This is a genomic window from Paracoccus sp. DMF (assembly GCF_004407025.1).
Lineage (GTDB): Bacteria > Pseudomonadota > Alphaproteobacteria > Rhodobacterales > Rhodobacteraceae > Paracoccus > Paracoccus aminovorans_B.
The window spans coordinates 1-26,107 of the sequence record NZ_SOKV02000017.1 but is presented as its reverse complement, the minus strand read 5'-3'; the positions used below and the strand labels follow the sequence as shown (position 1 = coordinate 26,107).

Genomic DNA, 26,107 nt, shown 5'->3' with positions numbered 1-26,107 from the left:
GGCAACTGCCCGCCAAAGAGGCAAAATCGCCGGCGAGTGCAACGGCAATGTTTTCAAGAAATCGGGAATTCAGTCTTCTGATCTAGCGCGGAATGCCGGTCAGCGGCTGGTCCCGCACCACCTGCCAGACGATCTCTTGCAGGCGCCGCGCCAGTTCCGGCGAGGGCGCCGCGGCCGGCGTGCCGTCCGCCTTGTTCAGCTGGTTGGGCAGGCCGACCGGGCTGCGGCCGTAGAGCACCGCGTAATGCGCCAGCGCGACGATATAAAGGCCAAGGTCGTTCGGATGGATCGTGTCGAGCGAGCCGTCGGGATTGCGGGCAAACAGCTGCTCGCGCGCGGTCAGCTCGGCGATGCCCTGCGCCTCGGCCTCGGCCACCACGGCATGCAGCACCTGCCCGACCGGGATCAGCCAGACCGGCTTGCCGGCGGCGCGGGCGGCGGGCCACAGCAGGTCGGGCTGCCACAGGGTCTCCAGATCCCGCGGCAGGCGGGCCAGCCAATCCTCGGGGTCGTCCAGCGCGTGCCAGCTTTCGTACAGAAAGATCTGGCCCTGCGGGTTGCCGGCCGTCGCCTCGGCCGCCCAATCCGCCACCGCCTTGCGGCTGTCCTTGTAGGCGATGGCATCCTTCAGCCGCACCATCTCGGTCATGACGAAAGCGTCGTAGCGGCCGCTTTTCAGCGCCTCATGCGCCTCGCGGTGGCGGGGCGTGGCGTTTTCCTGGGCATAGCCGTTGACCGCGTCGGGACCGCGCCAATGCTCGCTCAGCGCCGCGCCCCAGCCCAGTTGCAGCGCATAGTCGTGCCCGGCCATCTGCGCCAGCATCGCCGGCATGTCGCGCCCGACCAGGCTGTGGCCCAGGTGATAGACCCGCAGCGGTCCCTGCGGCAGCGCGCGGGGCGCCTGATACAGCGCCTGCACATCGGCGCCGCTATCGGGGGTTTTCGCCCGCCACCAAGCGGCGGCGAGCCAGATCAGCGCAAGCAGGACGGCGGCGACAACGACGGCAACGAGATAACGCAAGGAACGACCTTTCTTTTCCCGGCGATCCTAGCAGGAATCCCGCGCAGCAAAAAGGCCGCCGCCCCTGCGGGCAGCGGCCCTCCGTCATGGCAAAGGGCTTACGCCTCGTGGTTGTGACGGTTCCAGCGGATCGAGGACCAGAGCGAGATGCCGATCAGCGTCGCACCGCCCAGGCCGGTGATGACCTCGGGGATATGCACCAGCGGCTGCACGAACATGATGACCGACAGCGCGATGATGGCATAGAAGGCGCCATGCTCCAGGAAGCGGTATTCGGCCAGCGTGCCGCGCTCGACCAGCATGATGGTCATCGAGCGCACATACATGGCGCCGATGCCCAGGCCGATGGCGATAACGAAGAGGTTATGCGTCAGCGCAAAGGCGCCGATCACCCCGTCGAAGCTGAAGGAGGCGTCGAGCACCTCGAGATAGAGGAACGCGCCCAGCCCGCCCTTGGCGCCGGCCTGCAAGGTCTGCTGGCTGCTGTCCAGAAGCCCGCCCAGCACCTCGACCAGCAGGAAGGTCAGCAGGCCCCAGATCGCCGAGCTGAAGAAGACCTGCGATTCCGCCCCTTTCAGGAAGCGCGAGAAGATCAGCACCGTCACTAGGACGATGGCGACCTCGATGCCGCGGATGGTGGCATAGCGCGACATGCGGTCCTCGAGCCACTTGACCCAGTGCACGTCCTTTTCATGGTCGAAGAAGAACGACAGGCCCACCATCATCAGGAAGGTGCCGCCGAAGGCCGCGATGGGCAGATGCGCGTCATGCATGATGCGCGAATATTCGTCCGGCTGGCTGGCGGCCAGCACCATGGCTTGCCAAGGCCCGATCTTGGCCGCGATCACCACGATCAGCAGCGGGAAGACGATACGCATGCCGAAGACGGCGATGACGATGCCCCAGGTCAGGAAGCGGCGCTGCCAGACCGGCGTCATGTCCTTGAGCTTGTTGGCGTTGACGATGGCGTTGTCGAAGGACAGCGAGATCTCCAGCACCGCAAGCACGGCGCAGATGAAGAACACCGACAGCGTGCCGCCGACCGTGCCGGTGGTCTGCCAGCCCAGGAAGGCGCCAAGCGCCAGTCCCAGCACGGTGACGATGAAGGCCCACGTGAAATATTGCACGGTCGGGCGACGCGCCCCGTCACCGATGCCGCTCCCCGAAAGAGGATTGCTTCCCTGCGTCATTTTGAAAAATTCCAGGCGGCTGGTCACTGATCGATGCCGACATCACGAACGTGCCGCCACGTCCGCCAGAGGGGCCCGGACATCAAACTGCGTTCACGTTTTCGCGTGAACGCCTCAGCAATGGCGGAAATCGCGTCCGATTGCAAGAAAATCCTTGCGCACGCCCGGCGGCCCGGCGCTTGTCGCAGGGGCCGCGATCCGCTAGGCAGGCGGCGCCCCATGACGATTGACCCGCCGATGCGCCCGATCCCAGACCAGCCGGAGAGCCGTCGCCAGCGCATCGCCGCGCTGGTGGTGACGCACAACCGGCTGGACAAGCTGCGGGTGACGGTCGGCCGGCTGCTGGCCGAGGATCTGGACCATGTGCTGGTCTTCGACAATGCCTCGACGGACGGCACCTCGGATTACCTCGAAACCATCGAGGATGACCGGCTTACGCATATGCGCAGCATGGACAATCTCGGCGGCGCCGGCGGTTTCGCGCGCGGCATGCGCCATCTGGTGGACGGGCTCGACCCGGACTGGATCGTGGTGATGGACGACGACGGCCGGCCGTTTCCCGGCACCATCGCGCAGTTCCGGGCCCTGCCGCTGGACGGCTGGGACGCGCTCGGCGCCGCCGTGCTGACGCCCGGGGGTCAGGTCTGCGAGATGAACCGCCCCTATCGCAACCCGTTCTGGCGCCTGCCCGAGTTCCTGCGCACCCTGACCGGCGGGCGCGGCGGCTTCTACATCGACGACAGCAGCTATGGCGCCGAGGCCGAGCCGGTCGAGATCGACATGAGTTCCTTCGTCGGCCTGTTCCTGTCGCGCGGCTGCTTCTCGCAGGTCGGCTATCCGGACGAGCGGCTGTTCATCTATGGCGACGACCAGCTCTATACGCTGGAGATGCGGCGCAAGGGCCTGCGCATCGGTTTCCTGCCCGAGCTGCGCTTCGAACATGACACCGGCGCGGTGCATACCGGCGGGCATATGGTGCTGCGGCCGCTGTGGAAGGTCTATTACATCCACCGCAATACGCTCCTGGCCTATCGGGTGGCGGCGGGGCCGTGGTTCTGGCCGCTGCTGCCGCTGCTGGCGCTGAAATGGCACCGCCGCGCCCGGCATTACGGCCCGGACGCGGCGCATTACCGGCGCATCATGCGCCGCGCCTTTCGCGACGGGTTGCGCCGCCGGCTGGGGCTGAGCCATGCCGAGGTCGTGGCGCTGGCCGAGCCGGGGGACTGACCCCTACCATAGGTGGCGGCGCAGCGCCTCGCCCTCGACGGCGGTATCGCCGGGACGCAATTCGACCACGCCGATGTCGCGCAGCAGATGCGACGGCAGGTCGGCGATGGCGCGCCGGGTCCGGGGATCGTCCAGCGCCGCCATGCGATCACGGCACAGCGATAGGCCCTGCTTATCCCGGGGCTCCAGGCCGAACAGCCGGAACAGGCGCCGGCCCAGCCAGCCTTGCGGGCGGGAGTTTGCAAGATCGTGGGACATTTCAGCCTCCTTGCGATGCTCGTGCTTGATCCACGCAACGACAATGCTACCCTGCGCCGCGAATGACCAACAAAGCCTCGGCAAGCCCGCATAAGGTGGACTTATGGCACTGCCCCCGCTCGCCGCCCTGCGCGCCTTCGAGGCCGTGGCGCGGCATCTGAGCTTCACCCGCGCGGCCGAGGATCTGGGCATGACCCAGGCCGCGGTCAGCTATCAGATCCGGCTGCTCGAGGAACGGCTGGGCACGCCGCTGTTCCTGCGCAAGCCGCGCGGCATCGTGCTGACCGAGACCGGGGCGCTGTTCGCCCGACCCACCATCGACGCCTTCGACATGCTGCGCGAGACCTATGCCGACCCTTCGGCGGATGGGGTCTCGACGCTGTCGATCTCGACCGTGCCGACCTTTGCCGGGGCCTGGCTCTCGCCGCGGCTGGGCAAGTTCCAGATGAACCACCCGAACCTGGCCGTGCGGCTGGAGACCAGCGACAACCTGGTCGATTTCGGGCGCGAGGACATCACCGTCGCCATCCGGGCCGGGGATGGCGACTGGCCGGGCCTGGAAGCGCATGAGCTGATGCCGATCGAATACACGCCGATGCTGTCGCCGGCCTTGGCGCGCAAGCATGCGCTGAACAGCCCCGCGGACCTGCTGAAGCTGCCGCTGCTGGACCGGGTCGATCCGAACTGGGCGCTGTGGATGCGCACGGCGGGCGTGGATTTCTGGGAAACGCGCCGCGCCCCGGGCTGACGCTGTCGACCGACCTGCACGAGGCGCGGGCGGCGCTGGAGGGCTATGGCGTGGCGCTGCTGACGCCGCGCTTCTTCCGCTTCGAACTGGCGACCGGCAGCCTGATCCAGCCGTTTCCGCTGCTGTCGCGCAGCGGGCGCAAGTTCTGGCTGGTCTATCCCAAGGGTCGCCGCAACCGCCCGGCGATCCGCAAGTTCCGCGCCTTCCTGCTGGACGAGATCGCCGCCGACCCCGGCTAGGCCGCGGCGGTCCGCGGCCGCGCCGCCGGCAGCGGGAACAGCCGGTCATAGGCGATGTTGAACAGGAAATTATAGACCAGGTAGAAGGCGACGATGAACAGGTCCAGCAGGAAGGTCTGCCACAGCGTCATGCCCAGATACCAGGCCATCGGCGGCAGCAGCATCACCAGCAGGCCGAATTCGAACAGCACCGTATGCAGCAGCCGGTGGCGCAGCGCCTTGCTCGCATCGCCCTTCAGCCAGCGCAGCGCATGGTCGAAGCCCAGGTTGAAGACGAAGGTCCAGACCGTCGCCAGCGTGGCGGCGCCGACGCCCACCACGCCCATGTCGAGCATCGGCTTGTCGTAAAGCCAGGCTGCCGCCGGCGTGATGATCGCGAGGCCGATGGTTTCGAACATCAGCGCGTGCCGCACCCGGTCGGGGAATGTGCGCATGGTCATTTCCGGCTTCCTTTATCCGTCGTTGCCCGCTTTCTATCTTGATTCTGCCGGAGCGAAAGTTAGCATCCATCTGAAAATCAGATAGGCCGATGACGGTATCGCTGGAACAGCTGGAAGCCTTTGTCGCGAGCGCCGAGCATGGCTCGTTCTCGGCCGCCGGCCGGGCCTTGCGCAAGGCGCAGTCGGCGGTCAGCACCCAGGTCGCGAACCTGGAAACCGATCTTGGCGTGATGCTCTTCCGCCGCGAGGGCCGGCATCCGGTGCTGACGCCCGCCGGCGACCGGCTGCTGCGCGAGGCGCGGGTGGTGCTGGACCGGCGCGCGCATCTGATCGGCGTCGCCGCCAGTTTCGAGGCCCATGTCGAGAGCCGCCTGGTCGTCGCCATCGACGAGCTCTACCCCGAGGCGGTGCAGGCCGAGCTTCTGGCCGAATTCGCCGCGCATTTCCCGCATGTCGAGCTGGAGCTGCTGTTTCCGATGATGGAGGACGTCAGCCGCCTGGTCATGGACGGCAAGGCCGACATCGGCGTGATGTGGCGGCAAGAGGTTCTGCCGCCCGAGATCGGCTTTCACACCCTGGGCTGGGTGCCCTTGCAGCTGGTCTGCGGCAAGGATCATCCGCTGGCCGAGGGCGTGGTCGAATGGGAGGATCTGAAGCGCCACCGCCAGCTGATGGTCGCCGTGCGCAGCGAGGGGCCGGAAAAGCAGCGGCTGCGCACCGCCGCCGAGGTCTGGTGGGTCGAAAGCCACTGGGTGATCCTGCAGCTGGTGCGCCGCGGCATCGGCTGGGCGCTGGTGCCCGACCACATCATCCGCGAATCGACGGTGCGCGAGGATCTGGCGATTCCGCCGCTGCGCTTCGACGGCGCCGACTGGCCGGTGGCGCTGGAGCTGGTCTGGCACAAGCAGCGCCCCAGCGGCCCGGCGGCGCGCTGGCTGCGCGAACGCTTCACCGCCCGGCGGATCAGCGACTGGCCCGACCCCATCGGCGGGTGACCGCGCCCGGATCGGCTCCGGGCGCGACCGCGTGTCACTTGCCGGCGAGCGTTTTCGCCCGTGCGACGATAGCGTCTTTCGTGATGCCGAACTCCTGATAGAGCCGGTCGATCGGAGCCGAGGCGCCGAAGCCGGTCATGCCGATCACGTCATCCTCGGAGGCGACATAGCGGGTCCAGCCGAACTTGCCCGCCGCCTCGACGGCGATGCGGGGCGCGTCGCCCAGCGTCGCATTGCGGTAAGCCTCGGGCTGGGCGTCGAACAGCTCCCACGAAGGCATCGAGACCACGGCGACCGACAGCCCCTCCGCGTGCAGCGCCTCGGCCGCCTCGACGGCCAGCGCCACCTCGGTGCCGGTGGCGATCAGCGTCACGTCGCGGCCTTCCCCGAACTGGCGCAGCACATAGGCGCCCCTGGCAGTCAGGTTCTCGCTCCCCGCCTCCAGCCGCAGCTGCGGCACGTCCTGGCGCGACAGCGCCAAGAGCGAGGGCACGTGGCGGTTGCGGATGGCGATGTCCCAGGCCTCCAGCGTCTCGACCGTGTCGGCCGGGCGCAGCACGGTCAGGTTCGGGATGGCGCGCAAGGACGCCAGGTGCTCGACCGGCTGGTGCGTCGGGCCGTCCTCGCCCAGCCCGATGCTGTCATGGGTCATGACATAGATCGTGCCCACCCCCATCAGCGCCGACAGCCGGATGGCGTTGCGGGCATAGTCCGAGAACACCAGGAACGTCCCGCCATAGGCGATGAAGCCGCCGTGCAGGTTGATGCCGTTCATCGCTGCGGCCATGCCGAATTCGCGCACGCCATAGCCGATGTAGCGGCCCGCCGCCTCGCGCGAATACTGGCTGTCCACCGCCGGCACCCGGGTCAGGTTCGAGCCGGTCAGGTCGGCGGAACCCCCGATCATCTCGGGCAGCGCCGGGGCCAGCGCCTCCAGCGCCATCTGGCTGGCCTTGCGGGTCGCAGCCTTCTTCGGCGCGGCGAAAAGCCGGGCGCGGGCGTCCTGCAAGGTCGGCTCGTAATCGCCGGGCAAGGTGCCGGCCTGGCGGCGGTCGAACTCGGCCCGGGTCTCGGCCGGCTTCGCGGCCAGGCGGGCCTGCCAGTCGGCGCGGGCCTGCGCGCCGCGCGTGCCGATGGCGCGCCATTCAGCGGCCAGGGCCTCGGGGATGGTGAAGGGTTCGGCCGACCAGCCGATGGCCTCCTTGGTCAGCGCCGCCTCGTCCTTGCCCAGGGGCGAGCCGTGGACCGCGTAGCTGCCGGCCTTGTTGGGCGAGCCGAAGCCGATCACCGTCTTCATGGCGATCAGCGAGGGCCTGGCGGTTTCGGCCTTGGCGGCGGTGATGGCGGCGTCGAGCGCGCGGCCGTCATGGCCGTCGCAGGACTGCACATGCCAGCCCATCGCCTCGAACCGCGCCGGGATGTCTTCCGAGAAGCTGACCGAGGTCGGCCCGTCGATGGTGATGCTGTTGTCGTCGTAAAGCACGACCAGCTTGCCCAGGCCCAGGTGGCCGGCCAGGCTGGCGGCCTCTTGCCCGATGCCCTCTTGCAGGCAGCCGTCGCCCAGCATGACATAGGTGCGATGATCGACCAGGTCGGCGCCGAACTCGGCGGCCAGCCGGCGCTCGGCGAGCGCCATGCCGACGGCGGTGGCCAGCCCCTGCCCCAGCGGGCCGGTGGTGGTCTCGATTCCCTTGGCATGGCCGTATTCCGGATGGCCCGCCGTGATCGCGCCCCATTGCCGGAAGTTGCGGATCTGCTCGATGGTCATGTCCTCGTAGCCGGTCAGGTGCAGCAGGCTGTAGAGCAGCATCGAGGCATGGCCGTTCGACAGCACGAAGCGGTCGCGATCCGGCCAGTCGGGGTTTCTCGCGTCGAATTTCAGGTGCTTGCCGAACAGCACCGCGGCGGCATCGGCCATGCCCATCGGCGCGCCGGGATGGCCGGAATTGGCCGCGTTCACCGCGTCGATGCTGAGCGCGCGGATGCAGTTCGCCAAAGCGAAGTTCTGCGGATCAAGCGCGGCCTTCGCCGCGATCGCGGGGTCCTTGGGCGAATCTAAAGGCATGATCGGTCCTCCTTTTGACGCAATCCCATACACGCGCGGCGCAAAAATAACAACGTCAAATCACAACATCACAAAATTCATGTTGAAATTGCACAGCGGATTGTTAGAAAGCTATCGGGCCGGGCGATTCCCGCCCAAGGAGGGATGTCGTGAAGCGCGAGGAACGCAGGCAAGCCATCATGGATCTGCTGGTCGCGGCGCGTGCCGTCGAGCTGGACGATCTGGCCGAGCGTTTCGCGGTCTCGAAGATGACCATCCACCGCGACCTCGACGACCTGGAACAGGCGGGGCTGCTCCGCAAGGTGCGCGGCGGCGCCACCATCGAGGCCGGCAAGCAGTTCGAAAGCGATTTCCGCATCCGCGAATTGCAGGACAACGAGGCCAAGGCCCGCATGGCCCGCACCGCGCTGGAGCTGGTCGAGCCGGGGATGAGCGTCATGGTCAACGACGGCTCGATGGCGGCGCTTTTGGGCGCGCAGCTGGTCGAGAAGGCGCCGCTGACCGTCATCACCAACAACGCGGCGGTGATCGAGCCGCTGAAGGAGGTCTCGCGCATCACGCTGATCGCGCTTGGCGGCGTGTTCAGCGCCAAGTTCAACGCCTATTTCGGCCAGCTGACCGAGAACGCCCTGGCGCGGCTGCGGGCCGACCTGGCCTTCATCTCGGCCCCGGCGGTCAGCGGCTTGCAGGCCTTTCACATGGACGATGCGGTGATCCGGGCCAAGCGCGCCATGATGGCCGCGGCCGAGCGCAGCGTGCTGCTGGTCAACCACCGCCGCTTCGGCCAGACCGCGCTGCACAGCCTGGCCGACCTGGCGGAATTCGACGCCATCATCACCGATGCCGCCCCCGCGCCCGAGGATCGCGCCGCGCTGGACCGCGCCGGCATCCCTCTGACCATTGCCAAGCATTCTGACCGTTAGGACTACGACATGACCGAATTCTGGATCGGCACCAGCTGGAAGATGAACAAGACCCTGGCCGAGGCCCGCGGTTTTGCCGAGGGGCTGGCCGCCGCCGATGCCGCCCGCGACCCGCGCATCCAGCGCTTCGTGATCCCGCCCTTCACCGCCGTGCGCGAGGTCAAGGCGCTGCTGGCCGACACCTCGGTCAAGGTCGGCGCACAGAACATGCATTGGGCCGACGCCGGCGCCTGGACCGGCGAGATCTCGCCCCTGATGCTGCGCGACTGCAATCTCGACATCGTCGAACTGGGGCACAGCGAGCGCCGCGAGCATTTCGGCGAGACGGACGAGACCGTGGGCCTCAAGACCGAGGCCGCGGTGCGCCACGGCCTGATCCCGCTGATCTGCATCGGCGAGACCCTGGCCGAACGCGAATCCGGCCGCGCCCGCGATGTGCTGGAGACCCAGGTGCGCGGCGCGCTGGCCAAGCTCTCGGCCGAGCAGAAATCGGCACCGATCCTGTTGGCCTATGAGCCGGTCTGGGCCATCGGCGTGAACGGCATCCCCGCGACCTCGGACTATGCCGACGCGCGCCAGGCCGAGATCATCGCGGTGGCGCAGGACGTGCTGTCGCGCCGCATCCCCTGCCTCTACGGCGGCTCGGTCAACCCCGGCAATTGCGCCGAGCTGATCGCCTGCCCGCATATCGACGGGCTCTTCATCGGCCGCTCGGCCTGGAACGTCGAGGGCTATCTGGACATCCTGGCGCGCTGCGCCGCAACCATCGGAGACGTGAAATGAAACTGGCAATCGCAGGCGACAGCGCGGGCGAAGGTCTGGCCAAACTGCTGGCCGACCACCTGAAGGACAGACACGAGATCTCGGAAATCTCGCGCACCGACGCGGGCGCGGATGCGTTCTATGCCAACCTTTCGGACCGGGTGGCGAGCGAGGTCGCGGTCGGCACCTATGACCGCGCCATCCTGGTCTGCGGCACCGGCATCGGCGTCTGCATCGCCGCGAACAAGGTGCCGGGCATCCGTGCTGCCCTGACCCATGACACCTATTCGGCGACACGCGCCGCGCTGTCGAACAACGCCCAGATCATCACCATGGGCGCCCGCGTCATCGGCACCGAGCTCGCCAAGGCCATCGCCGACGCTTGGCTGGCCGAGACGATGAACTTCGACCCGAACGGCCGCTCGGCCGGCAATGTCTGCGCCATTGACGAAGTGGACGCGAAATACAACAAGGCCGGCTGAGTCTGCCCGCAAAGCCAAAGGCCCGCCATGCTGAAACTGCCGAACGACGGCCCCGCCACCGGCCGCCCGCTTTCCGACGTGCTGGCGGGCGACGGCCCCGCCGCCATCACTCTGGCGATTGCCCAGGCCCAGCCGGCGCTGGCCGCGCGGCTGGCCGCCGGCCGGCTGCATGGCGACCCCGAGGCCGTGGTCGGCACCAATGACAGCGGCGACAAGCAGAAGGCACTGGATGTCGCCGCCCATCACCACATGCTGGACGCGCTGGCCGCCGCCGGCGTCGGCCGGGTGCTCTCCGAGGAGGCCGAGGAGGTCGTCACCCTGAACCCGGGCGGCGCCTGGGACGTGGCGATGGACCCGATCGACGGCTCGGGCAGCATCGGCATCGGCGCGCCGCTGGGCATGCTCTATTCCATCCTGCCCGCCGCGGCCGAGGGCTTCCTGCGCAAGGGCCGGGCCGTGGTCGGCGCCGGCTACGCCAGTTTCGGCCATTCGCTGGATTTCGGCTGGTCGCTGGGCGACGGCACCCATGTCGCCGGCTTCGACGCCGAGGCGGGCCTGTTCCGCCTGACCCGCGAGCGCGTGCAGCTGAAACCCACCGCCTCGACCATCGCCTATAACGCTTCGAACGAACGCCACTGGTCGCCGGGCCTGCAAGCCTGGGTGCAGGACCTGCGCCAGGGCAAGGACGGCCCGCGCGGGCGCGACTTCAACATGCGCTGGCTCGCCGCCGCCGTCGGCGAATTGCACCGCATCCTGCTGAAGGGCGGCGCCTTCCTCTATCCCGCCGACCGCCGGCCCGGCTATGAGAACGGCCGGCTGCGGCTGATCTACGAATGCTGCCCCATCGCCTTCCTGGTCGAGCAGGCCGGCGGCATCGCCTCGGACGGGTGCCAGCCGATCCTCGATCGCCAACCGCAGGGGCTGCACGAGATGGTGCCGCTGTTCTTCGGCGCCCGCGAGGAAGTCGAAACCATCCTGTCCCATCTCGCCATCAGCAAAGGATAACAGCCCATGGCCATGATCACGCTGCGCCAGCTTCTCGACCATGCGGCCGAGAACGGCTATGCCGTTCCCGCCTTCAACATCAACAACATGGAGCAGGGGCTGGCGGTGATGAACGCCGCCGCGGCGACCGACAGCCCGGTGATCCTGCAAGCCAGCCGCGGCGCGCGCGCCTATGCCAACGACGCCGTGCTGGCCGGGCTGATCCAGGGCCTGTCGCGCGCCTTCCCGGACATTCCGCTGTGCATGCACCTGGACCACGGCAACGGGCTTGCGACCTGCGCCACGGCGATCCAGAACGGCTTCACCAGCGTGATGATGGACGGCTCGCTGCAGGCCGACGGCAAGACGCCCGCCGATTACGCCTATAACCGCGACATCACCGCCCGCGTGGTCGAGATGGCCCATGCCTGCGGCGTCTCGGTCGAGGGCGAGCTGGGCGTGCTCGGCAGCCTGGAAACCGGCATGGGCGACCAGGAGGACGGGCACGGCGCCGAGGGCCGGCTGTCCGAAGACCAGCTGCTGACCGACCCCGACGAGGCGGTGCGCTTCGTGGGCGAGACGGGGGTCGATGCCCTGGCCATTGCCATGGGCACCAGCCACGGCGCCTACAAGTTCACCCGCAAGCCCGACGGCGCCATCCTCGCCATGCATGTGATCGAGGAGATCCACCGCCGCCTGCCGAACACCCATCTGGTCATGCATGGCTCCAGCTCGGTGCCCGAGGACCTGCAGCAGGTCATCAATGCCTATGGCGGCGACATCAAGCCGACCTGGGGCGTGCCGGTCGAAGAGATCCAGCGCGGCATCAAGTCGGGCGTGCGCAAGGTCAACATCGACACCGACAACCGGCTGGCGATGACCGCCGCGATCCGCAAGAAGCTCAGCGAAGAGCCGGCCGAGTTCGACCCGCGCGGCTATCTGAAGCCCGCCATGGCGATGATGTCCGAGGTCTGCAAGGCCCGCTTCGAGGCCTTCGGCACTGCCGGCAACGCTTCGAAGATCCGCCCGCTGCCGCTGGCGGCGATGGCGAAACGCTACGCCGCCTGATCCGGGCGCGCGCGGCGCCAGCCGCGCCACCCCCGGCCCAGCGGCAGCGTCCGGGGCGAGCTCTGCTCGCCCCGCCCTCGTTTTCGGGCAGGTCTCACGCCGCCAGCAGCCGCGCCGTCGCCTCGTCGGTGATCAGCCCCGAAAGCCGGCCGCTTCGCAGCACCGCCTGCACCGCGCCGGCCTTCTCGGCGCCGCCGGCAATGGCCACGATGCGGCTGCCTTCCGGGCCGTCCAGGCTGACCGACAGCGTGCGCGCGCTCAGCGTGGTTTCCAGCACCCGGCCCTGCGCATCGAAGAAATGCCCCAGCATCTCGCCCTGCGCGCCGGCGGCGTTGATCTCGGCGATCTCATGCGGCTCGATCATGCCCGAGGCGACAAGCTGCGCCCCGGCATCCGCCGTGCCGATCCCCACCACCTTCAGGCCGGCGCCGTTCGACAGGTCGAACAGCTCGCGCACGCCGGGCTGGGCCAGCAGCACCGCCAGGTCCGCCTCGGAATTGGCAAAGAACGGCACCGGCAGGACATAGCCCTGCGCCCCGGTCTTCTGCGCCAGGGCATACATCACGTCATGCGGGTTGGTGGCGTAATGCCGGGTAAAGCCGCCCAGCAGCGACACGAAGCGCACGCCATGCGCGTCGAAACGCGGCAATTGCTGCACCGCCGCCGCCAGCGTGCGGCCATGGCCGAGGCCCATCACCGCATCCTCGCCGCGCTCGATCTCGCGGCGCAGGAAGCCGGCGCCGGCCAGGCCCAGGGCGCGCAAGGGCAATCCCTCCTCGCCCAGGTCCGGCGCCACCTCGCAGTAATCCAGCGCGTAGCGGGCGCAAAGCTTGTCCTCAAGCGCGGCGCATTCGACGATCTCGCCGTCGATCGAGACCTTGACCACGCCCTCGGCCACCGCCCGCGCGATCAGCCGGTGCGCCTTGACCGAGGGCACGCCCAGGCGCTTGGCCACCGCCGCCTGGGTCAGGCCGCCGGCATAATGCAGCCAGGCCGCGCGGATGGCGAGGCTTTGTTCGGGGTCCATCGCACCGCGCGAGGCCATCACGCGATCCGATAGGCGGGGGGCTGGCGTCTCATCGCGGGCGTCCTTTGCTATCCGGTTCTAGATATTCAACTTATCCGCGCCGCTGTCGATATGCGGCGCCCAGAAGGCGACGCTTTCGGCGATCTGCGCGATCACCTGGCGGTCGTTCGGCTCGCGTTCCTTGAAGCTGAGCTCCAGGCAGATCTCGTTGTCGACGGCCCCGCCCTCGGCCAGGGCCGCCAGCAGCGGCGCGGGCTGGATCGCGCCCTTGGCATTATATTCGGCGGTAAAGGGTCGGTGGCCGGACTTGTCCATCATCGACTGCTTGATGTGGATGATGGGGCTGACCCCCGGCACCGCCCGCGCCCAGGCATAGGGGTCGGTGTCGTCGGGATTGGGGCTGGTCACGTCGCCATGGTCGATGTCGGCCATCATCCACATCGGCACCGCCATGTTCGCCGCCGTCAGCCGGTCCTGCAAGGCCATGCAAGCGTCGATGGTTTCCCCGAACTCGCGCCCGATGCTCATCGGCTCCCAGAACACGTAATCCAGACCCGCCGCCCTGGCGTGCTCGGCCACCTCGGCCCAGGCGTCAATGGCGATGCGGATCAGGTCCTCGCGCCGGGCCGGGTCGTCATAGTCGCGATAGGTGAAGATGGCGAATTGTGTGCCGACCGAATGCCCGCCCAGGTCGCCGATGATGTCGGCGAAGGTCTTGAACCAGTCGATGTAATAGCGCCGCACCTCGCGGTCGGGATGGCCGAAGTGGTTCAGCCGCCCATAGGGCCCGGTCATGCCGCTGGTGACGCGCACGCCGGTGCGGGCCAGCGCCGCGCCCATGGTGCGGGTCAGGCGCCGGATCACCGGGGCGGGCCAGCTCGGGTTGATGAACTCATGCGTCAGTTGCAGGTCGCGGATCCGCAGGTCGCGCGCCACGGTGTCGATCAGGTCGTCCGGTTCGGCAAAGCGGTTGACCAGCGGATTGGTGTTCAGCGACAGCGTCAGGGCCATGGTGTCCTCAGGCGGCTTGGGCCAGGTCCGAGCCCGCGAACCAGTCGGCAAAGGCGCGGCGCTGGTCCTCGGTCAGGTGCAGGTAATGCTTGGTGCGGCGATAGAGGATGTCCTCGGGCGTTTGCGCCCATTCCCGAGCGACGAGATAGCGCACCTCGGCCTCGTAGAGCGTGCCGCCGAAATGCCGGCCCAGGTCGGAAAGCGACAGCGCCCCCGCCACCACGTCGCGGGTCCGGGTGCCGTAAAGCCGGCCATAGTGATGCAGCAGCCGGCGCGGCATCCAGGGGTTCAGCTCGCGCAGCAGTTCCGCATAGCTTTCGTAATCCGCGTTGGCCATGTCGCCGCCGGGCAAGGGCGCGCTTTCGGTCCAGTCCGGGCCCATGGCCGGAAACACCTCGCGCAGGCGATGCATGCCGCGCTCGGCCAGCTCGCGGAAGGTGGTGATCTTGCCGCCGAACACGTTCAGCAGCGGCGCGCCGCCGGTATCGTCCAGGTCGAAGACATAGTCCCGCGTCACCGCCGAGGGGTTGCCCTTGCCGTCGTCGAACAGCGGCCGCACGCCCGAGAAGCTGTGCAGCACATCGTCGCGCCGCAGCTTCTGCTTGAAATAGCGGTTCACGGCAGCGATCAGGTATTCGATCTCGGATTCGTCCGCCGTGACGTCCTCGGCCCGGCCTTCATAGGCGATGTCGGTGGTGCCGATCAGCGCCTTGTCGCCCTCGTAGGGGTTGATGAAGATCACCCGCTTGTCGTGGTTCTGCACCAGATAGGCATTGGCGCCCGCCCACCATTTCGGCACGATGATATGGCTGCCCTTGACCAGCCGCACGTTGCGGCTGGACTGCGAGCCCGCCACCCGGCCGATCACCTCCGACACCCAGGGGCCGGCGCAGTTCACCACGCAGCGGGCGCGGAAGCGCCGCAGCGCGCCGGTGATCTCGCTGCGGGTCTCGACGGTCCAGGCGCCGTCCTCGCGCCGGGCCGAAATGCAGGGGCTGCGGGTCAGCACCTCGGCGCCGCGCTCGGCGGCATCGACGGCGTTCAGCACCACGAGGCGGGCGTCGTCCACCCAGCAATCGGAATATTCGAAGCCCTTGACGTAGCGATCCAGCAGCGGCGCGCCCTCGGGGTCGCGGCGCAGGTCTAGCGTGCGGGTGCCGGGCAGCTTCTGCCGCCCGCCCAGGTGGTCGTAGAGGAACAGCCCCAGCCGCACCAGCCAGGCCGGCCGGTCCTGCGGCGAATGCGGCAGCACGAAGCGCATCGGCCAGATGATATGCGGGGCGGCGGCCATCAGCACCTCGCGCTCGATCAGCGCCTCGCGCACCAGGCGGAACTCGTAATATTCCAGGTAGCGCAGCCCGCCATGCACCAGCTTGCCCGAGCGCGACGAGGTGCCCTGCGCCAAGTCGTCCTTTTCGCAAAGCACCACCTTCAGGCCCCGGCCGGCGGCGTCGCGGGCGACGCCGGCGCCGTTGATGCCGCCGCCGATGACGAAAAGGTCGATCATGTCTTGGTCTTGGCTCATTTCAATCTCCTTTCGGGGCGCGGGCCAGGGCCAGGGCGTCCCATGCCGGCGGCAGGGCCTGCCGCGCGGCGGAAAATGCCGGGAAGAGCCGCGCATAGGCGGCCACGAGATCGGGATCGGGCGCTTCGGCCGCGCCCAGAAGCGGCGTGACCCATTCGGCGATGCAGGATTCCATGTCGGGATAGGCGCCGATGGCGACGGCCGCCATCATCGCGGCGCCGGCCGCGCCGGCCTCGTCGCGCTCGGACACCCGCACCGGCGCGTCCAGCGCCGCCGACAGGATGCCGCGCAAGCCGCGCGAGCGCGCGGCGCCGCCGGTCAGCCGCAGCTCGGCCGGCAGCGGGCCCATGGCGGCGTAGCAGTCGCGCATCGCCATGCCCAGCCCCTCGGCCACGGCGCGGATCAGGTCGGGATAGCGATGCCCGGCCGACAGGCCGACGAAGCCGGCGCGGGCATCGGCATTGACGAAGGGGCCACGCTCGCCCGCCTCGGAAATATAGGGGTGATAGACGATCTGGCCGGGCTTCGACTGCGCCAGCCAGCCCTCGATATGCGCCACCAGGTCGCGATGCGTGACCGGCTGGCCGACGTCCGAAAGGATGCCCGCCGCGACGCCCAGGATCCAGTCCAGGTTCAGGGTCGCTGCCATATTGGTCTGCACCTGGGTCACGATGCCGGGGATCGGCAGGCAGATGACATAGCCGGTGCCTTGCGCGTTCAGATGCACGTCCTGCGCCCGCACCGCCCGCAGATGCACCCCGGTCGAGCCCACGGTCGAGCAGGCGACGTCGCCCGCCCCGCCATAGACCCCGGCACCCAGCGCCGTCATCACCATGTCGACATAGCCAAGGCTGACCGGCGTGCCGGCGCGCAGCCCGGTGGCGGCGGCGGCCTCGGGCGTCAGCGGATGAGTGATCTGCGCGCCATCGACGATCTCGGGCAGCAGGGTGCGGCGATGCTCCAGCCCCAGCGCGGCGATCACCGTGTCGTCATAGCGCCGGTCGCGGAAATTGCCGAAGGTGAAGCTGGCCTCGGACGGATCGGTCGCCCGCACCGCGGTCAGGTTCAGATAGAGCCAGTCCTTGCAATGCAGCGCGACCTCGGCCCGGTCCAGAAGTTCCGGGCAATGCGCATCCATATGCGCCATCTGGCTGCCCTGCTGGCAGGTGTTGAGCCCGGTGCCGGTCGCCTCGAACCGGGCGCGGTTCGCCGGGCCGGCGGCCAGCCGCGCCACCGTCGGCGCCGCGCGGGCGTCGAGCCACAGCCAGGCGTCGCCGACCGGCCCGTCGCGCCCAACCAGCCAAGTGCCGTCGCCCTGCGCCGTGACCGAGAGCGCGGCGGTGCGGCGGGCCAGGTCCGGCACCTTGTCGCCCAGGCCCCGCAGCGCGGCGGCGCAGTCGTCCCAGGTCTGGGCCAGGGGTTGCGTGGCCGAGCCGTCGCCGCCGGCCTGATAGCAATTCGGCACCGAGGCCGCGGCCAGCTGCGCCCCGCGTAGATCGAAGGCCACCGCCTTGATGACCGAGGTGCCGGCGTCGATGCCGATCAGGATGTCAGCCCCGGCCATGGCGCGCCGTCCTGCGGGGGTCGGTGGGGTGGTGATGCATGGTGCCCTCCTCCGCCCGGACCGTGGGCCGCGGCGGCAAGCCAGCCCGGACGGGCGTGGCGAACTCCTCGGTCATTTTCATACCGCAGATTTCCCGCCGCGGGAATGCATTTTTTTACGGACACAGCAAAAAATTTCAGTTACTGTTTCGAAGACGGCGGGATTCGGGCGATGCCCCGCACCTGCCGGCAGGAGGAGACTGCCAGGCATGACCAGCCAGAGGAGGGGCCGGACAATGCAAGGAAATCCCAGACATTCCTCGCGGGATGCCCGCCGCGCGCGCCCTCCGGCCGCCTGATCCGCATCCGCCCCGCCCGCGCAACATTCACCAGATCCGAGGCACGAACATGGTCCAGAGCACTGCCCCGACCGGCCAAGCCCCCAAGGCCCCCGCGGCATCGCGGCGCGGGCTTTTCCTCAGCATCGCCGCGGCGGCCGTCGTGCTGGCCGGCATCGCGCTTGACACCAAGGTCGTGCATATCGGCTCGGAGGCCGACGTGCGCCAGCAGGCCTTCTCGCCCGACGGCTATGGCCAGACGGAATTCCCGCGCATCGCCGAATTCGTCAAGGGCAAGGCCGGCAATGCTGCCGAAGTCGCCGCCGCCATCGCCGCCGACAAGGACGCCGCCATCGCGCAATACGGCACCCCGGCCTCGACCGGCGCCATCATGGCGGTGCGCGTGACCGGCACGGCGGGCGAGCCCAAGGCCGGGATCTATCCGCTGGCGGTCGAGGGCCTGCCCGAAGGCGTCGCCGTCCGGGTGCAGACCGGCCCGGCGATCAACGGCACCGACCTGCGCGACGCCCCCGGCGACATCGCCTTCGGCAAGTTCAAGAACCAGATCGAGTATCAGAACGCCGGCGCCGGCATCAACCGCGCCATGAAGGCCGAGGTCCTGGACAAGATCGACGCCGCGGCCCTGACCGGCAAGACCGTCGAGGTCGTGGGCGCCTTTCGCCTGATCAACCCCAAGAACTGGCTGATCACCCCGGTCGAGGTGGTGGTGAAATGACCCGCGCCGCAAGCCATACCGGCGAGGTCGTGCTGGCCGCCCGCAACGTCGCCAAGTCCTATGGCAGCGTCCATGCGCTGAAAGGCGTGAATTTCGACATCCATCGCGGCCAGGTGACGACCTTGTTCGGCGAGAACGGCGCCGGCAAGTCCACGCTGATGAAGATCCTGTCGGGCGTCATCCAGCCCACCACCGGCGAGATCATCCTGGACGGCCAGCCCGTGACCTTTGCCAGCGCCAACGAGGCGCGCGACCGCGGCATCTCGATCATCCACCAGGAGCTGAGCCTGGCCCCGAACCTGTCGGTGCGCGACAATATCTTCATGGGCCGCGAGATCATGGGCCCGACCGGCGTCGATTTCGCCGAAGAGGAACGCCAGGTCCGCCGCCTGATGGAGGAGTTGGAGGAAAACATCGACCCGCTGACCCCGGTCGAGGAATTGCGCCTGGGCCAGCAGCAGATCGTCGAGATCGCCCGCGCGCTGTCGGTGGACAGCCGCATCCTGATCATGGACGAGCCGACCAGCGCGCTTTCCGCCAGCGAGGTCGAGGTGCTGTTCAAGGTCATCCGCGACCTGACCGCCAAGGGCGTCAGCATCGTCTATATCTCGCATCACCTGGAAGAGGCGCTGACCATCACCGACCATGCGGTCGTGCTGCGCGACGGCACCATGACGGCCTATGCGCCGCGCGCCGAGATCGACCTGGAATGGATCGTGCGCAACATGGTCGGCGACAATTACGACCTGGGCACACCGCCCGCGACCCGCTTCGGCGAGGTGGCGCTGTCGATCCGCAATCTTTCGGTGCCTGACCCGGCCGGCTTCAACCTGGTGGACAAGCTGTCCCTGGACGTACGCGCGGGCGAGATCGTCTGCATCTATGGCCTCATGGGCGCCGGCCGCACCGAGCTGCTGGAGACCTGCGCCGGCCGGCTGACCGCCTCGGGCGGCGAGATCGTGCTGGAGGGGCGCGAGATCTCGCACCTGTCCATCGCCGAGCGCATCGCGCGCGGCCTCGCGCTGGTGCCCGAGGACCGGCAGCGCGACGGGCTGGTGCAGACCATGACCGTGGGCGAGAACCTGTCCCTGGCCTCGATCGCCAGCTTTACCCGCGGGCTGTTCACCAGCCGCAGCGCCGAGAAGAAGCTGATCGGCGACAGCATTCGCAATGTCACCGTCAAGACTTCGGGCGGCGGCGCCGCCATCGGCTCGCTCTCGGGCGGCAACCAGCAGAAGGTGGTGATCGGCAAGATGCTGGCCACCAGGCCCCGCGTCATCCTGCTGGACGAGCCCTCGCGCGGCATCGACATCGGCGCCAAGGCCGAGGTGTTCAAGCTGCTGGCCCAGGGCGCCGAACAGGGGCTTGCGGTGGTCTATACCACCTCCGAGGTCAGCGAATGCCTGTCCATCGCGCATCGCATCATCGTCATGCACAAGGGCCGCATCTCGGCCGAATTCGATTCCACCGTCACCAAGGAAAAGATCATGGCCGCCTCGGGCGAGTCCGTGGCTGCCTGACGGATCTCGGGAGGGAGGAAACCCAATGTCTGCCACGACCGCACCCGCCGCCGCATCCAGGAAACCCGAGTTCAGCATCGGCCGCTTCCTGCTGGAAGGACGGGCGTTCTTCGCGCTGATCGCGATCATCGCCGTCTTTTCGTTCCTGTCGCCGAACTATTTCACCCTGTCGAACTTTCTGATCATGTCCTCGCAGGTGGCGATCTACGGCATCCTGTCCATCGGCATGCTGCTGGTGATCCTGAACGGCGGCATCGACCTGTCCGTGGGCTCGATCCTGGCGCTGTGCGGCGTGGTCGCCGGCGCGATGATGCAGGGGGTCGAACTCGACTGGGCCGGGGTGATCCTTTACCCGCCGGTCTGGGCCGTCGTCATCCTGACCATCGCCGTCGGCGCAGGCGTCGGGGCGCTGAACGGGGTGCTGATCTCGATCTTCAAGGTGCCGCCCTTCGTCGCCACGCTGGGGGTGATGTATGTCGCCCGCGGCGTCGCGCTCTTGATGACCAACGGGCTGACCTACAACAACCTGCGCGGCTCGGCCGAGTTGGGCAACACCGGCTTCAACTGGCTGGGCTTCAACCGCATCGCCGGCATCCCGATCTCGGTCATCGTGCTGGCGACGGTGGCGGTGCTGGCCGGGCTGATGCTGTCGCGCTCGGCCTTCGGGCGCTGGCTTTACGCCTCGGGCGGCAACGAACGCGCGGCCGAGCTTTCGGGCGTGCCGACGCGCCGGGTCAAGATCACCGTCTATACCATCTCGGGCGCGCTGGCCGCCATCGCCGGGCTGGTGCTGTCGTCGCAGCTGACCTCGGCCGGGCCGACCGCCGGGACCACCTACGAGCTGACCGCCATCGCGGCGGTGGTGATCGGGGGTGCTGCACTGACCGGCGGGCGCGGCACGGTGCGCGGCACCATGCTGGGCGCCTTCGTCATCGGCTTCCTGTCGGCGGGCCTCGTCATCATCGGCGTCAGCTCCTACTGGCAGACCGTCTTCACCGGAGCGGTGATCGTTCTGGCCGTGCTGATGAACTCGATCCAATACGGGCGCGGCACCCGCAAGGGCTGACCCCGCCGGACCTTCCCGCCGGGCGGAACACCCGCCCGGCGAAAGCCTGCCGCAAGGCAGGAAACCAACCCCAAGGGAGTGAGAAGAATGTTCAAACTGACCCGTCGCGCGCTGCTGGCCGCCGCTGCTTCGCTGCCCCTGATGGCAGCGGCCGCCTCGGCCGAGGGCCTGATCTCGATCATCGTCAACGACCCGGCGAACCCCTATTGGTTCACCGAGGGCGAGGTCGCCAAGAAGACCGCCGAGGAAATGGGCTATACCGCCAATGTCGGCGCCCATCGCGGCGACACCAACACCGAAAGCACGCTGATCGACACCGCGATCACCAACAAGTCGGTGGCGATCATCCTCGACCCCGCCAACGCGGACGGCTCGGTCGGCGCGGTGCAGAAGGCGGTCGATGCCGGCATCCCGGTGATCCTGGTCAATGCCGAGATCAATCAGGAAGGCCTGGCCAAGGCGCAGCTGGTGTCGAACAACGCGCAAGGCGCGGCGCTGGGGGCCCAGGCATGGGTCGAGGCCGTGGGCGACAAGGGCAAATATGTCGAGCTGTTCGGCGCGCCCTCGGACAACAACGCCCAGACCCGCTCGAACGGCTATGAAACCGTGCTGAGCCAGTATCCGGACCTGGAAAAGGCCGGCCAGGAGGTCGCGAACTGGGACCGCACCCAGGGCTACCAGAAGATGCAGTCGCTGCTGCAGGCGAACCCGGACATCAACGGCGTGATCTCGGGCAATGACGAGATGGCGCTGGGGGCGATTGCCGCGCTGAAAGAGGCCGGCAAGCTGGACGCGGTCAAGGTCGGCGGCTTCGACGGCTCGCCCGACGCGGTGGCGGCGGTCAAGGCCGGCGAGCTGCAATATACCGTGCTGCAACCCGTCGCCATCTTCTCGGCCGAGGCGGTCAAGCAGGCGGATTCGGTGATCAAGACCGGCAAGACCGGCGTGGACACCGAAAAGCAGCTGTTCGACTGCCTGCTGATCGACCAGTCGAACGCCGACAAATACACGGCACCCTTCGTGCTGGAACAATAACCGCCGCTGCCGGGTGCGGCGCCGCTCCGCCCCCGGCCCTGCACGCCCCGCGCCCCTTTTCGCGGTGCGGGGCGCAGTTGTGCCCGACGAGGTTCCCATGCCCCTGCTGCTTGGCATCGACAACGGCCTGACCGTGACCAAGGCGGTGATCTTCGATCAGACCGGCCGGGTGCTGGCCACCGCGCGCCGCCGCGTGCCGCAGATCATGCCGCGCCCGCGCCATGTCGAGCGTGACATGGACGTGCTCTGGGCCCAGACCGCCGCCGCCATCGCCGAGGCCGTCGCCGCCTGCGGCCGCCCGGCCGGCGAGATCGCCGCCGTGGCCGCCACCGCGCATGGCGACGGCGTCTATGTGCTGGACCGCGACGCCCGCCCGCTGGGCCATGGCATCCTGTCGCTGGACAGCCGCGCCGGCGCGGTTGTCGCCGGCTGGCAGGCGGACGGCACCGCCGGACGCGCGCTGGCCCGCACCGGGCAGATGCCGCATGCCTCGGCGCCCTCGGCCTTGCTGGCCTGGATGCGCGACCACGACCCCGAACGCTTTGCCCGCATCGCCCATGTGCTGGCCTGCAAGGACTGGCTGCGCCTCTGCCTGACCGGCCGCATCGCCACCGACCTGACCGAGGCCAGCACCTCCTTCACCGATGTCGCGACCCAGCGCTATGCGCCCGACATCCTGCCGCTGTTCGGGCTTCAGGCGCTGGCCGGGACACTGCCGTCGATCCTGCTGCCCGGCGCCGGCGCCGGCCATGTCACGCCCGAGGCCGCCGCCCTGACCGGCCTTGTCGCAGGCACGCCGGTCGCGGCCGGTTTGCATGACGTGACCGCCTCGGCGCTTGGCGCGGGCGGCCATGCGCCCGGCACGGTCGCCATCGTCGCCGGCACCTATTCCATCAACGAGACCGTCTCGGACGCCCCAAAGGTCGATCCGCGCTGGTTCTGCCGCAACGGGCTGGAGCCTGGCGCGTGGAATGCCATGTCGATTTCCCCCGCATCGGCAGCGAATTACGACTGGTTCCTCGACACGCTCTGCGGGGCCGAGCGCCGCGAGGCCGAGGCGCAGGGCCGCGCCTTCCACGCCGAGATCATCCCCGAGATCGAGGCCGCCATGGCCCGCCCCTCGACCGCGATCTTCCACCCGTTCCTGTTCGGCTCGCCGCTGGGGCCCACGGCCAGCGCCGGCTTCTTCGGGCTGCGCGGCTGGCAGGACCGCGGCGACATGCTGCGCGCGGTGGTCGAGGGCATCGCCTTCAACCACCGCATCCATGTCGATGCCCTGCGCGAGGGTTTCCGGCCCACCAAGGCTCGACTGACCGGAGGAATATCGCGCAGCCCCTTGTTTGCTCAGCTTTTTGCCGACGCGCTGGGAATGCCGGTCTCGGTCAGCGACACCGATGAGGCCGCGGCTTGGGGTGCGGCGCTTTGCGCGGGTGCGGCGGTCGGGCTTTACCCAAGCCCGCGCCACGATCCGCGCGACATGGCGGCGCTGACCCGCCATTACGCCCTCGACCCCGCCCGCAGCGCGGCGCTGGCCGAACGCTTTGCGCTCTTTACCGAACTGACCCAGGCGCTGGCGCCGATCTGGCCCAGGATCGAGGCGCTGGCAAAGGAAGACCCATGACGGAAGACATCGACGTGCTGATCCTCGGCGCCGGCATCAACGGCGCGGGCCTGTTTCGCGACCTTTGCGAACAGGGCGTGATCTGCGTGATCTCGGACAAGGGCGATTTCGGCGGCGGCACCTCGGCGGCGCCCTCGCGGCTGATCCATGGCGGCATCAAATACCTGGAAACCGGCGAGCTGGGCCTGGTCGCGCAATCGACGCTGGAGCGCAACCTGCTGCTGAAGAACGCCCCGCATCTGGTGCGGCCGCTGCCCACGGTGATTCCGATCTTTTCCTGGCTCAAGGGCATCCCGGCGGCGCTGCGCACGCTGATGGGCTCGACCACGGCGCCGCGCAGCCGGGGTGCGGTGCTGATGAAGCTGGGCCTGGCCATGTATGATTTCTACGGCCGCCGCCACCGGATGATGCCGCGCCACCAGCTGTGGTCGCGGGCGCGGGCGTTGCGCGAGATCCCGCCCCTGACCCCGCGCATCGTCGCCGCCGGGCAATATTACGATGCCACCGTGACGCAGCCCGAGCGGCTGGTCTGGGAACTGGTCGCCGACGGGCTGCGCGCCAACCGGCAGGCCCGCGCGCTGAACCACACGGCCATCGCCGGCACGGACGGCGACAGCGTGACGCTGGACACGCCCCAAGGCCCGCTGGCCCTGCGCCCGCGCATCGTCGTCAATGCCGGCGGCCCCTGGATCGACCGGATCAATGCCCAGCTCGGCGTGCCCTCGTCACTGATCGGCGGCACCAAGGGCTCGCATATCCTGCTGGATCATCCGGAGCTTCTGGCGGCACTGAACGGCCGCATGATCTATTTCGAAGCCGACGACGGCCGCATCTGCCTGGTCTTCGACTATCTCGGCCGGGCGCTGGTCGGCTCGACCGACATCCGCGCCGAGGATCCCGACAGCGTGACCTGCACGGAGCCCGAGATCGACTATTTCCTTGCCGCGCTCGGCGGCCTGCTGCCGGGGTTGCGGTTCGACCGCAGCCAGATCGTCTATGCCTATGCCGGCATCCGGCCGCTGCCGAATTCCGAGGGCGTGGCGCCGGGGCTGATCAGCCGCGACCATTCGGCCCCGGTGGCCGAGCCCGACGGAGGCCGGCGCTGGCCCGTGGTCTCGCTGGTGGGCGGCAAGTGGACCACCTTCCGCGGCTTTGCCGAGGAGGTCGCGGATAGCCTTCTCGCGCGGCTGGGCCGGGCACGCCGGGTCTCGACCCAGGGCTTGCCCATCGGCGGCGGCCGCGACCTGCCGGGCGATGCGACGGCGCGCCAGGACTGGATCGCCCGCGCCTGCGCCGAGACCGGCGCCGAGCGGGCACGGGCGGCAGAACTCCTGGACCGCTACGGCAGCACCGCCCTGCCGATCCTCGCGGCCGAGGGCGCGCGGCCTAGGCGGCTGGCCGATGCGCCGGGCTACAGCCTGGCGGAATTCGACTGGATGATCCGGCACGAGCAGGTCCGCAGCCTAGCCGATGTGGTGATGCGCCGCAGTGCCATCGCCGTCGCCGGCCGGCTCTCGGGCCGCGATCTAGACAGCATCGCCACGCTTTGCGCCCAGGCGCTTGGCTGGGACGAGGCACGCCGGGCAGCGGAGCTGGCCGCGACCCGGCAGGTGCTGACCGCGCGTCATCGGCTGCGCCTGGACTGAGCGGGGTTTTCCCGCGGCCTCCGCGACCCTATCTGCCAGGGATGGACGAATTCGACGCCCTCCTGCAGCGGCTTGCCCGGTCGCGGTTTCGCGCCCGCTTTCACTTGGGCACGGCCGAGCGCGCCTATGCCGACAGCAAGGGCCGCGACACCATCGCCCGCCATGCCGGCGATTTCATCGCCACGCGGCTGGCACCGGCCGAACCGCGCAATGACGGCCGGCAGACGCCGATGCGCGGTCATCCGGTCTTCCTGGCCCAGCACGCCACCGCTTGCTGCTGTCGGTCGTGCCTGGCGAAATGGCACAGCCTGCCGCCCGGACGCGCGCTGACCCCCACCGAACAGGTGCGGCTGGTCACGCTGCTGATGCGCTGGATCGACCGCGAGATGGGCTATGCGCCGCACCAAGCCAGGCATGGTGGCGATCCGGCCTGACCGTAATCCTTTCCTGTTGGAGAAAAGCCGCCGCTTGGGCAGCAATGATAGACCACGGCCAACTTTTCCTGGCCGCCCGAAATTCTCGGCGCCCACAGCCGGCGATGATCTGGACCCGCTTGCGGTTCCAGACATGCCCCTTGACGTCCCGCAGATACAGGAAACACAACCCTGGTTGCCGAGCGAGGAATGCGGCCTGACGTG

The 26,107-nt window shown here is 68.7% G+C and carries 25 protein-coding genes; 16 read left to right on the top strand and 9 right to left on the bottom strand.

The window, feature by feature from the left end:
- Window positions 1-82 precede the first annotated feature (82 nt).
- Together E3D03_RS10990 and E3D03_RS10985 are read right to left on the bottom strand one after the other, a co-directional pair.
- Window positions 83-1,021 carry a hypothetical protein gene (locus tag E3D03_RS10990; RefSeq protein WP_263567000.1) on the bottom strand — a complete coding sequence of 313 codons (939 nt, stop codon included), beginning with the start codon at window positions 1,019-1,021 and terminating at the stop codon, window positions 83-85.
- Between the two features lie 98 nt (window positions 1,022-1,119).
- Window positions 1,120-2,211: a DUF475 domain-containing protein gene (locus tag E3D03_RS10985; protein WP_411969817.1), complete on the bottom strand. Its 1,092-nt coding sequence runs from the start codon at window positions 2,209-2,211 to the stop codon at window positions 1,120-1,122.
- Between the two features lie 219 nt (window positions 2,212-2,430).
- On the opposite strand from E3D03_RS10985, the gene E3D03_RS10980 reads away from it, so the two are divergent.
- Window positions 2,431-3,438, top strand: coding sequence for a glycosyltransferase (locus E3D03_RS10980; protein WP_062562462.1), 1,008 nt, complete (start codon window positions 2,431-2,433; stop codon window positions 3,436-3,438).
- Between the two features lie 3 nt (window positions 3,439-3,441).
- Here the strand turns inward: E3D03_RS10980 and E3D03_RS10975 are convergent, their stop codons facing one another.
- Window positions 3,442-3,696: a hypothetical protein gene (locus tag E3D03_RS10975; protein ID WP_263566999.1), complete on the bottom strand. Its 255-nt coding sequence runs from the start codon at window positions 3,694-3,696 to the stop codon at window positions 3,442-3,444.
- 103 nt (window positions 3,697-3,799) lie between these two features.
- On the opposite strand from E3D03_RS10975, the gene E3D03_RS10970 reads away from it, so the two are divergent.
- Window positions 3,800-4,444 carry a LysR family transcriptional regulator gene (locus E3D03_RS10970; protein WP_263566998.1) on the top strand — a complete coding sequence of 215 codons (645 nt, stop codon included), beginning with the start codon at window positions 3,800-3,802 and terminating at the stop codon, window positions 4,442-4,444.
- Window positions 4,390-4,683, top strand: a complete 294-nt coding sequence (locus tag E3D03_RS10965; protein ID WP_263566997.1) for a LysR substrate-binding domain-containing protein — start codon at window positions 4,390-4,392, stop codon at window positions 4,681-4,683. Before E3D03_RS10970 ends, E3D03_RS10965 begins: the two co-directional genes overlap by 55 nt.
- On the opposite strand, the gene E3D03_RS10960 is transcribed toward E3D03_RS10965, so the two are convergent.
- Window positions 4,680-5,123, bottom strand: a complete 444-nt coding sequence (locus tag E3D03_RS10960; protein WP_263566996.1) for a PACE efflux transporter — start codon at window positions 5,121-5,123, stop codon at window positions 4,680-4,682. The genes E3D03_RS10965 and E3D03_RS10960 overlap by 4 nt on opposite strands.
- Window positions 5,124-5,212: 89 nt before the next feature.
- Here E3D03_RS10960 and E3D03_RS10955 point away from each other — a divergent pair, with 89 nt between their 5' ends.
- Window positions 5,213-6,118 (top strand): LysR family transcriptional regulator, encoded by a 906-nt coding sequence (locus E3D03_RS10955; RefSeq protein WP_263566995.1) that lies wholly within the window; start codon window positions 5,213-5,215, stop codon window positions 6,116-6,118.
- A gap of 34 nt (window positions 6,119-6,152) precedes the next feature.
- Here the strand turns inward: E3D03_RS10955 and tkt are convergent, their stop codons facing one another.
- Window positions 6,153-8,183 (bottom strand): transketolase, encoded by a 2,031-nt coding sequence (gene tkt / locus E3D03_RS10950; RefSeq protein WP_263566994.1) that lies wholly within the window; start codon window positions 8,181-8,183, stop codon window positions 6,153-6,155.
- Window positions 8,184-8,332: 149 nt separating this feature from the next.
- On the opposite strand from tkt, the gene E3D03_RS10945 reads away from it, so the two are divergent.
- From E3D03_RS10945 to fba, 5 genes are read left to right on the top strand one after another with little or no spacing between them, the layout of a single operon-like run.
- Window positions 8,333-9,106: a DeoR/GlpR family DNA-binding transcription regulator gene (locus E3D03_RS10945; RefSeq protein WP_263566993.1), complete on the top strand. Its 774-nt coding sequence runs from the start codon at window positions 8,333-8,335 to the stop codon at window positions 9,104-9,106.
- A gap of 9 nt (window positions 9,107-9,115) precedes the next feature.
- A complete protein-coding gene (locus tag E3D03_RS10940; protein WP_263566992.1) occupies window positions 9,116-9,889 on the top strand; it encodes a triose-phosphate isomerase in 774 nt (257 codons plus the stop codon).
- Window positions 9,886-10,350, top strand: a complete 465-nt coding sequence (locus E3D03_RS10935; RefSeq protein WP_263566991.1) for an RpiB/LacA/LacB family sugar-phosphate isomerase — start codon at window positions 9,886-9,888, stop codon at window positions 10,348-10,350. The genes E3D03_RS10940 and E3D03_RS10935 overlap by 4 nt, the downstream gene beginning before the upstream one ends.
- 27 nt (window positions 10,351-10,377) lie before the next feature.
- Complete coding sequence (locus E3D03_RS10930) at window positions 10,378-11,355, top strand: class 1 fructose-bisphosphatase (RefSeq protein ID WP_263566990.1); 978 nt, start codon at window positions 10,378-10,380, stop codon at window positions 11,353-11,355.
- Window positions 11,356-11,361: 6 nt separating this feature from the next.
- Window positions 11,362-12,402, top strand: a complete 1,041-nt coding sequence (fba, locus tag E3D03_RS10925) for a class II fructose-bisphosphate aldolase (RefSeq protein ID WP_263566989.1) — start codon at window positions 11,362-11,364, stop codon at window positions 12,400-12,402.
- Between the two features lie 94 nt (window positions 12,403-12,496).
- Here the strand turns inward: fba and E3D03_RS10920 are convergent, their stop codons facing one another.
- Genes E3D03_RS10920 through E3D03_RS10905 form a run of 4 tightly spaced genes read right to left on the bottom strand, consistent with a single transcriptional unit; the run spans window position 12,497 to window position 17,529 of the window.
- Window positions 12,497-13,447 (bottom strand): sugar-binding transcriptional regulator, encoded by a 951-nt coding sequence (locus E3D03_RS10920; RefSeq protein WP_263566988.1) that lies wholly within the window; start codon window positions 13,445-13,447, stop codon window positions 12,497-12,499.
- Window positions 13,448-13,507: 60 nt separating this feature from the next.
- A complete protein-coding gene (locus E3D03_RS10915; protein ID WP_263566987.1) occupies window positions 13,508-14,440 on the bottom strand; it encodes a sugar phosphate isomerase/epimerase family protein in 933 nt (310 codons plus the stop codon).
- Window positions 14,441-14,447: 7 nt separating this feature from the next.
- Window positions 14,448-15,965 carry a glycerol-3-phosphate dehydrogenase gene (locus E3D03_RS10910; protein WP_263566986.1) on the bottom strand — a complete coding sequence of 506 codons (1,518 nt, stop codon included), beginning with the start codon at window positions 15,963-15,965 and terminating at the stop codon, window positions 14,448-14,450.
- A gap of 1 nt (window position 15,966) precedes the next feature.
- Window positions 15,967-17,529 (bottom strand): FGGY-family carbohydrate kinase, encoded by a 1,563-nt coding sequence (locus E3D03_RS10905; RefSeq protein WP_263566985.1) that lies wholly within the window; start codon window positions 17,527-17,529, stop codon window positions 15,967-15,969.
- A gap of 386 nt (window positions 17,530-17,915) precedes the next feature.
- On the opposite strand from E3D03_RS10905, the gene E3D03_RS10900 reads away from it, so the two are divergent.
- From E3D03_RS10900 to E3D03_RS10870, 7 genes are all read left to right on the top strand, one after another.
- Window positions 17,916-18,581 carry a DUF2291 domain-containing protein gene (locus E3D03_RS10900; protein ID WP_263566984.1) on the top strand — a complete coding sequence of 222 codons (666 nt, stop codon included), beginning with the start codon at window positions 17,916-17,918 and terminating at the stop codon, window positions 18,579-18,581.
- Window positions 18,578-20,101 carry a sugar ABC transporter ATP-binding protein gene (locus E3D03_RS10895; protein WP_263566983.1) on the top strand — a complete coding sequence of 508 codons (1,524 nt, stop codon included), beginning with the start codon at window positions 18,578-18,580 and terminating at the stop codon, window positions 20,099-20,101. Before E3D03_RS10900 ends, E3D03_RS10895 begins: the two co-directional genes overlap by 4 nt.
- A gap of 25 nt (window positions 20,102-20,126) precedes the next feature.
- Complete coding sequence (locus E3D03_RS10890; RefSeq protein WP_263566982.1) at window positions 20,127-21,167, top strand: ABC transporter permease; 1,041 nt, start codon at window positions 20,127-20,129, stop codon at window positions 21,165-21,167.
- Window positions 21,168-21,254: 87 nt separating this feature from the next.
- Window positions 21,255-22,202: a D-ribose ABC transporter substrate-binding protein gene (locus E3D03_RS10885; protein WP_062562477.1), complete on the top strand. Its 948-nt coding sequence runs from the start codon at window positions 21,255-21,257 to the stop codon at window positions 22,200-22,202.
- 97 nt (window positions 22,203-22,299) lie between these two features.
- Window positions 22,300-23,823, top strand: a complete 1,524-nt coding sequence (locus E3D03_RS10880) for an FGGY-family carbohydrate kinase (RefSeq protein ID WP_263566981.1) — start codon at window positions 22,300-22,302, stop codon at window positions 23,821-23,823.
- On the top strand, window positions 23,820-25,469 hold the full coding sequence (locus E3D03_RS10875) for a glycerol-3-phosphate dehydrogenase/oxidase (protein ID WP_263566980.1): 1,650 nt from the start codon (window positions 23,820-23,822) through the stop codon (window positions 25,467-25,469). Before E3D03_RS10880 ends, E3D03_RS10875 begins: the two co-directional genes overlap by 4 nt.
- Window positions 25,470-25,510: 41 nt before the next feature.
- Entirely contained in the window at window positions 25,511-25,903 is a 393-nt protein-coding gene (locus tag E3D03_RS10870; protein WP_263566979.1) for a DUF4186 domain-containing protein, read from the top strand.
- Window positions 25,904-26,107: the final 204 nt, after the last annotated feature.

Bases quoted from the DNA above. Each gene is read 5' to 3' on its own strand.
- E3D03_RS10985 (WP_411969817.1), bottom strand. From the start codon at position 2,211: ATGACGCAGGGAAGCAATCCTCTTTCGGGGAGCGGCATCGGTGACGGG.
- E3D03_RS10980 (WP_062562462.1), top strand. From the start codon at position 2,431: ATGACGATTGACCCGCCGATGCGCCCGATCCCAGACCAGCCGGAGAGC.
- E3D03_RS10975 (WP_263566999.1), bottom strand. From the start codon at position 3,696: ATGTCCCACGATCTTGCAAACTCCCGCCCGCAAGGCTGGCTGGGCCGG.
- E3D03_RS10970 (WP_263566998.1), top strand. From the start codon at position 3,800: ATGGCACTGCCCCCGCTCGCCGCCCTGCGCGCCTTCGAGGCCGTGGCG.
- E3D03_RS10960 (WP_263566996.1), bottom strand. From the start codon at position 5,123: ATGACCATGCGCACATTCCCCGACCGGGTGCGGCACGCGCTGATGTTC.
- E3D03_RS10955 (WP_263566995.1), top strand. From the start codon at position 5,213: ATGACGGTATCGCTGGAACAGCTGGAAGCCTTTGTCGCGAGCGCCGAG.
- tkt (WP_263566994.1), bottom strand. From the start codon at position 8,183: ATGCCTTTAGATTCGCCCAAGGACCCCGCGATCGCGGCGAAGGCCGCG.
- E3D03_RS10940 (WP_263566992.1), top strand. From the start codon at position 9,116: ATGACCGAATTCTGGATCGGCACCAGCTGGAAGATGAACAAGACCCTG.
- E3D03_RS10935 (WP_263566991.1), top strand. From the start codon at position 9,886: ATGAAACTGGCAATCGCAGGCGACAGCGCGGGCGAAGGTCTGGCCAAA.
- E3D03_RS10930 (WP_263566990.1), top strand. From the start codon at position 10,378: ATGCTGAAACTGCCGAACGACGGCCCCGCCACCGGCCGCCCGCTTTCC.
- fba (WP_263566989.1), top strand. From the start codon at position 11,362: ATGGCCATGATCACGCTGCGCCAGCTTCTCGACCATGCGGCCGAGAAC.
- E3D03_RS10920 (WP_263566988.1), bottom strand. From the start codon at position 13,447: ATGGCCTCGCGCGGTGCGATGGACCCCGAACAAAGCCTCGCCATCCGC.
- E3D03_RS10915 (WP_263566987.1), bottom strand. From the start codon at position 14,440: ATGGCCCTGACGCTGTCGCTGAACACCAATCCGCTGGTCAACCGCTTT.
- E3D03_RS10910 (WP_263566986.1), bottom strand. From the start codon at position 15,965: ATGAGCCAAGACCAAGACATGATCGACCTTTTCGTCATCGGCGGCGGC.
- E3D03_RS10905 (WP_263566985.1), bottom strand. From the start codon at position 17,529: ATGGCCGGGGCTGACATCCTGATCGGCATCGACGCCGGCACCTCGGTC.
- E3D03_RS10900 (WP_263566984.1), top strand. From the start codon at position 17,916: ATGGTCCAGAGCACTGCCCCGACCGGCCAAGCCCCCAAGGCCCCCGCG.
- E3D03_RS10895 (WP_263566983.1), top strand. From the start codon at position 18,578: ATGACCCGCGCCGCAAGCCATACCGGCGAGGTCGTGCTGGCCGCCCGC.
- E3D03_RS10890 (WP_263566982.1), top strand. From the start codon at position 20,127: ATGTCTGCCACGACCGCACCCGCCGCCGCATCCAGGAAACCCGAGTTC.
- E3D03_RS10885 (WP_062562477.1), top strand. From the start codon at position 21,255: ATGTTCAAACTGACCCGTCGCGCGCTGCTGGCCGCCGCTGCTTCGCTG.
- E3D03_RS10880 (WP_263566981.1), top strand. From the start codon at position 22,300: ATGCCCCTGCTGCTTGGCATCGACAACGGCCTGACCGTGACCAAGGCG.
- E3D03_RS10875 (WP_263566980.1), top strand. From the start codon at position 23,820: ATGACGGAAGACATCGACGTGCTGATCCTCGGCGCCGGCATCAACGGC.
- E3D03_RS10870 (WP_263566979.1), top strand. From the start codon at position 25,511: ATGGACGAATTCGACGCCCTCCTGCAGCGGCTTGCCCGGTCGCGGTTT.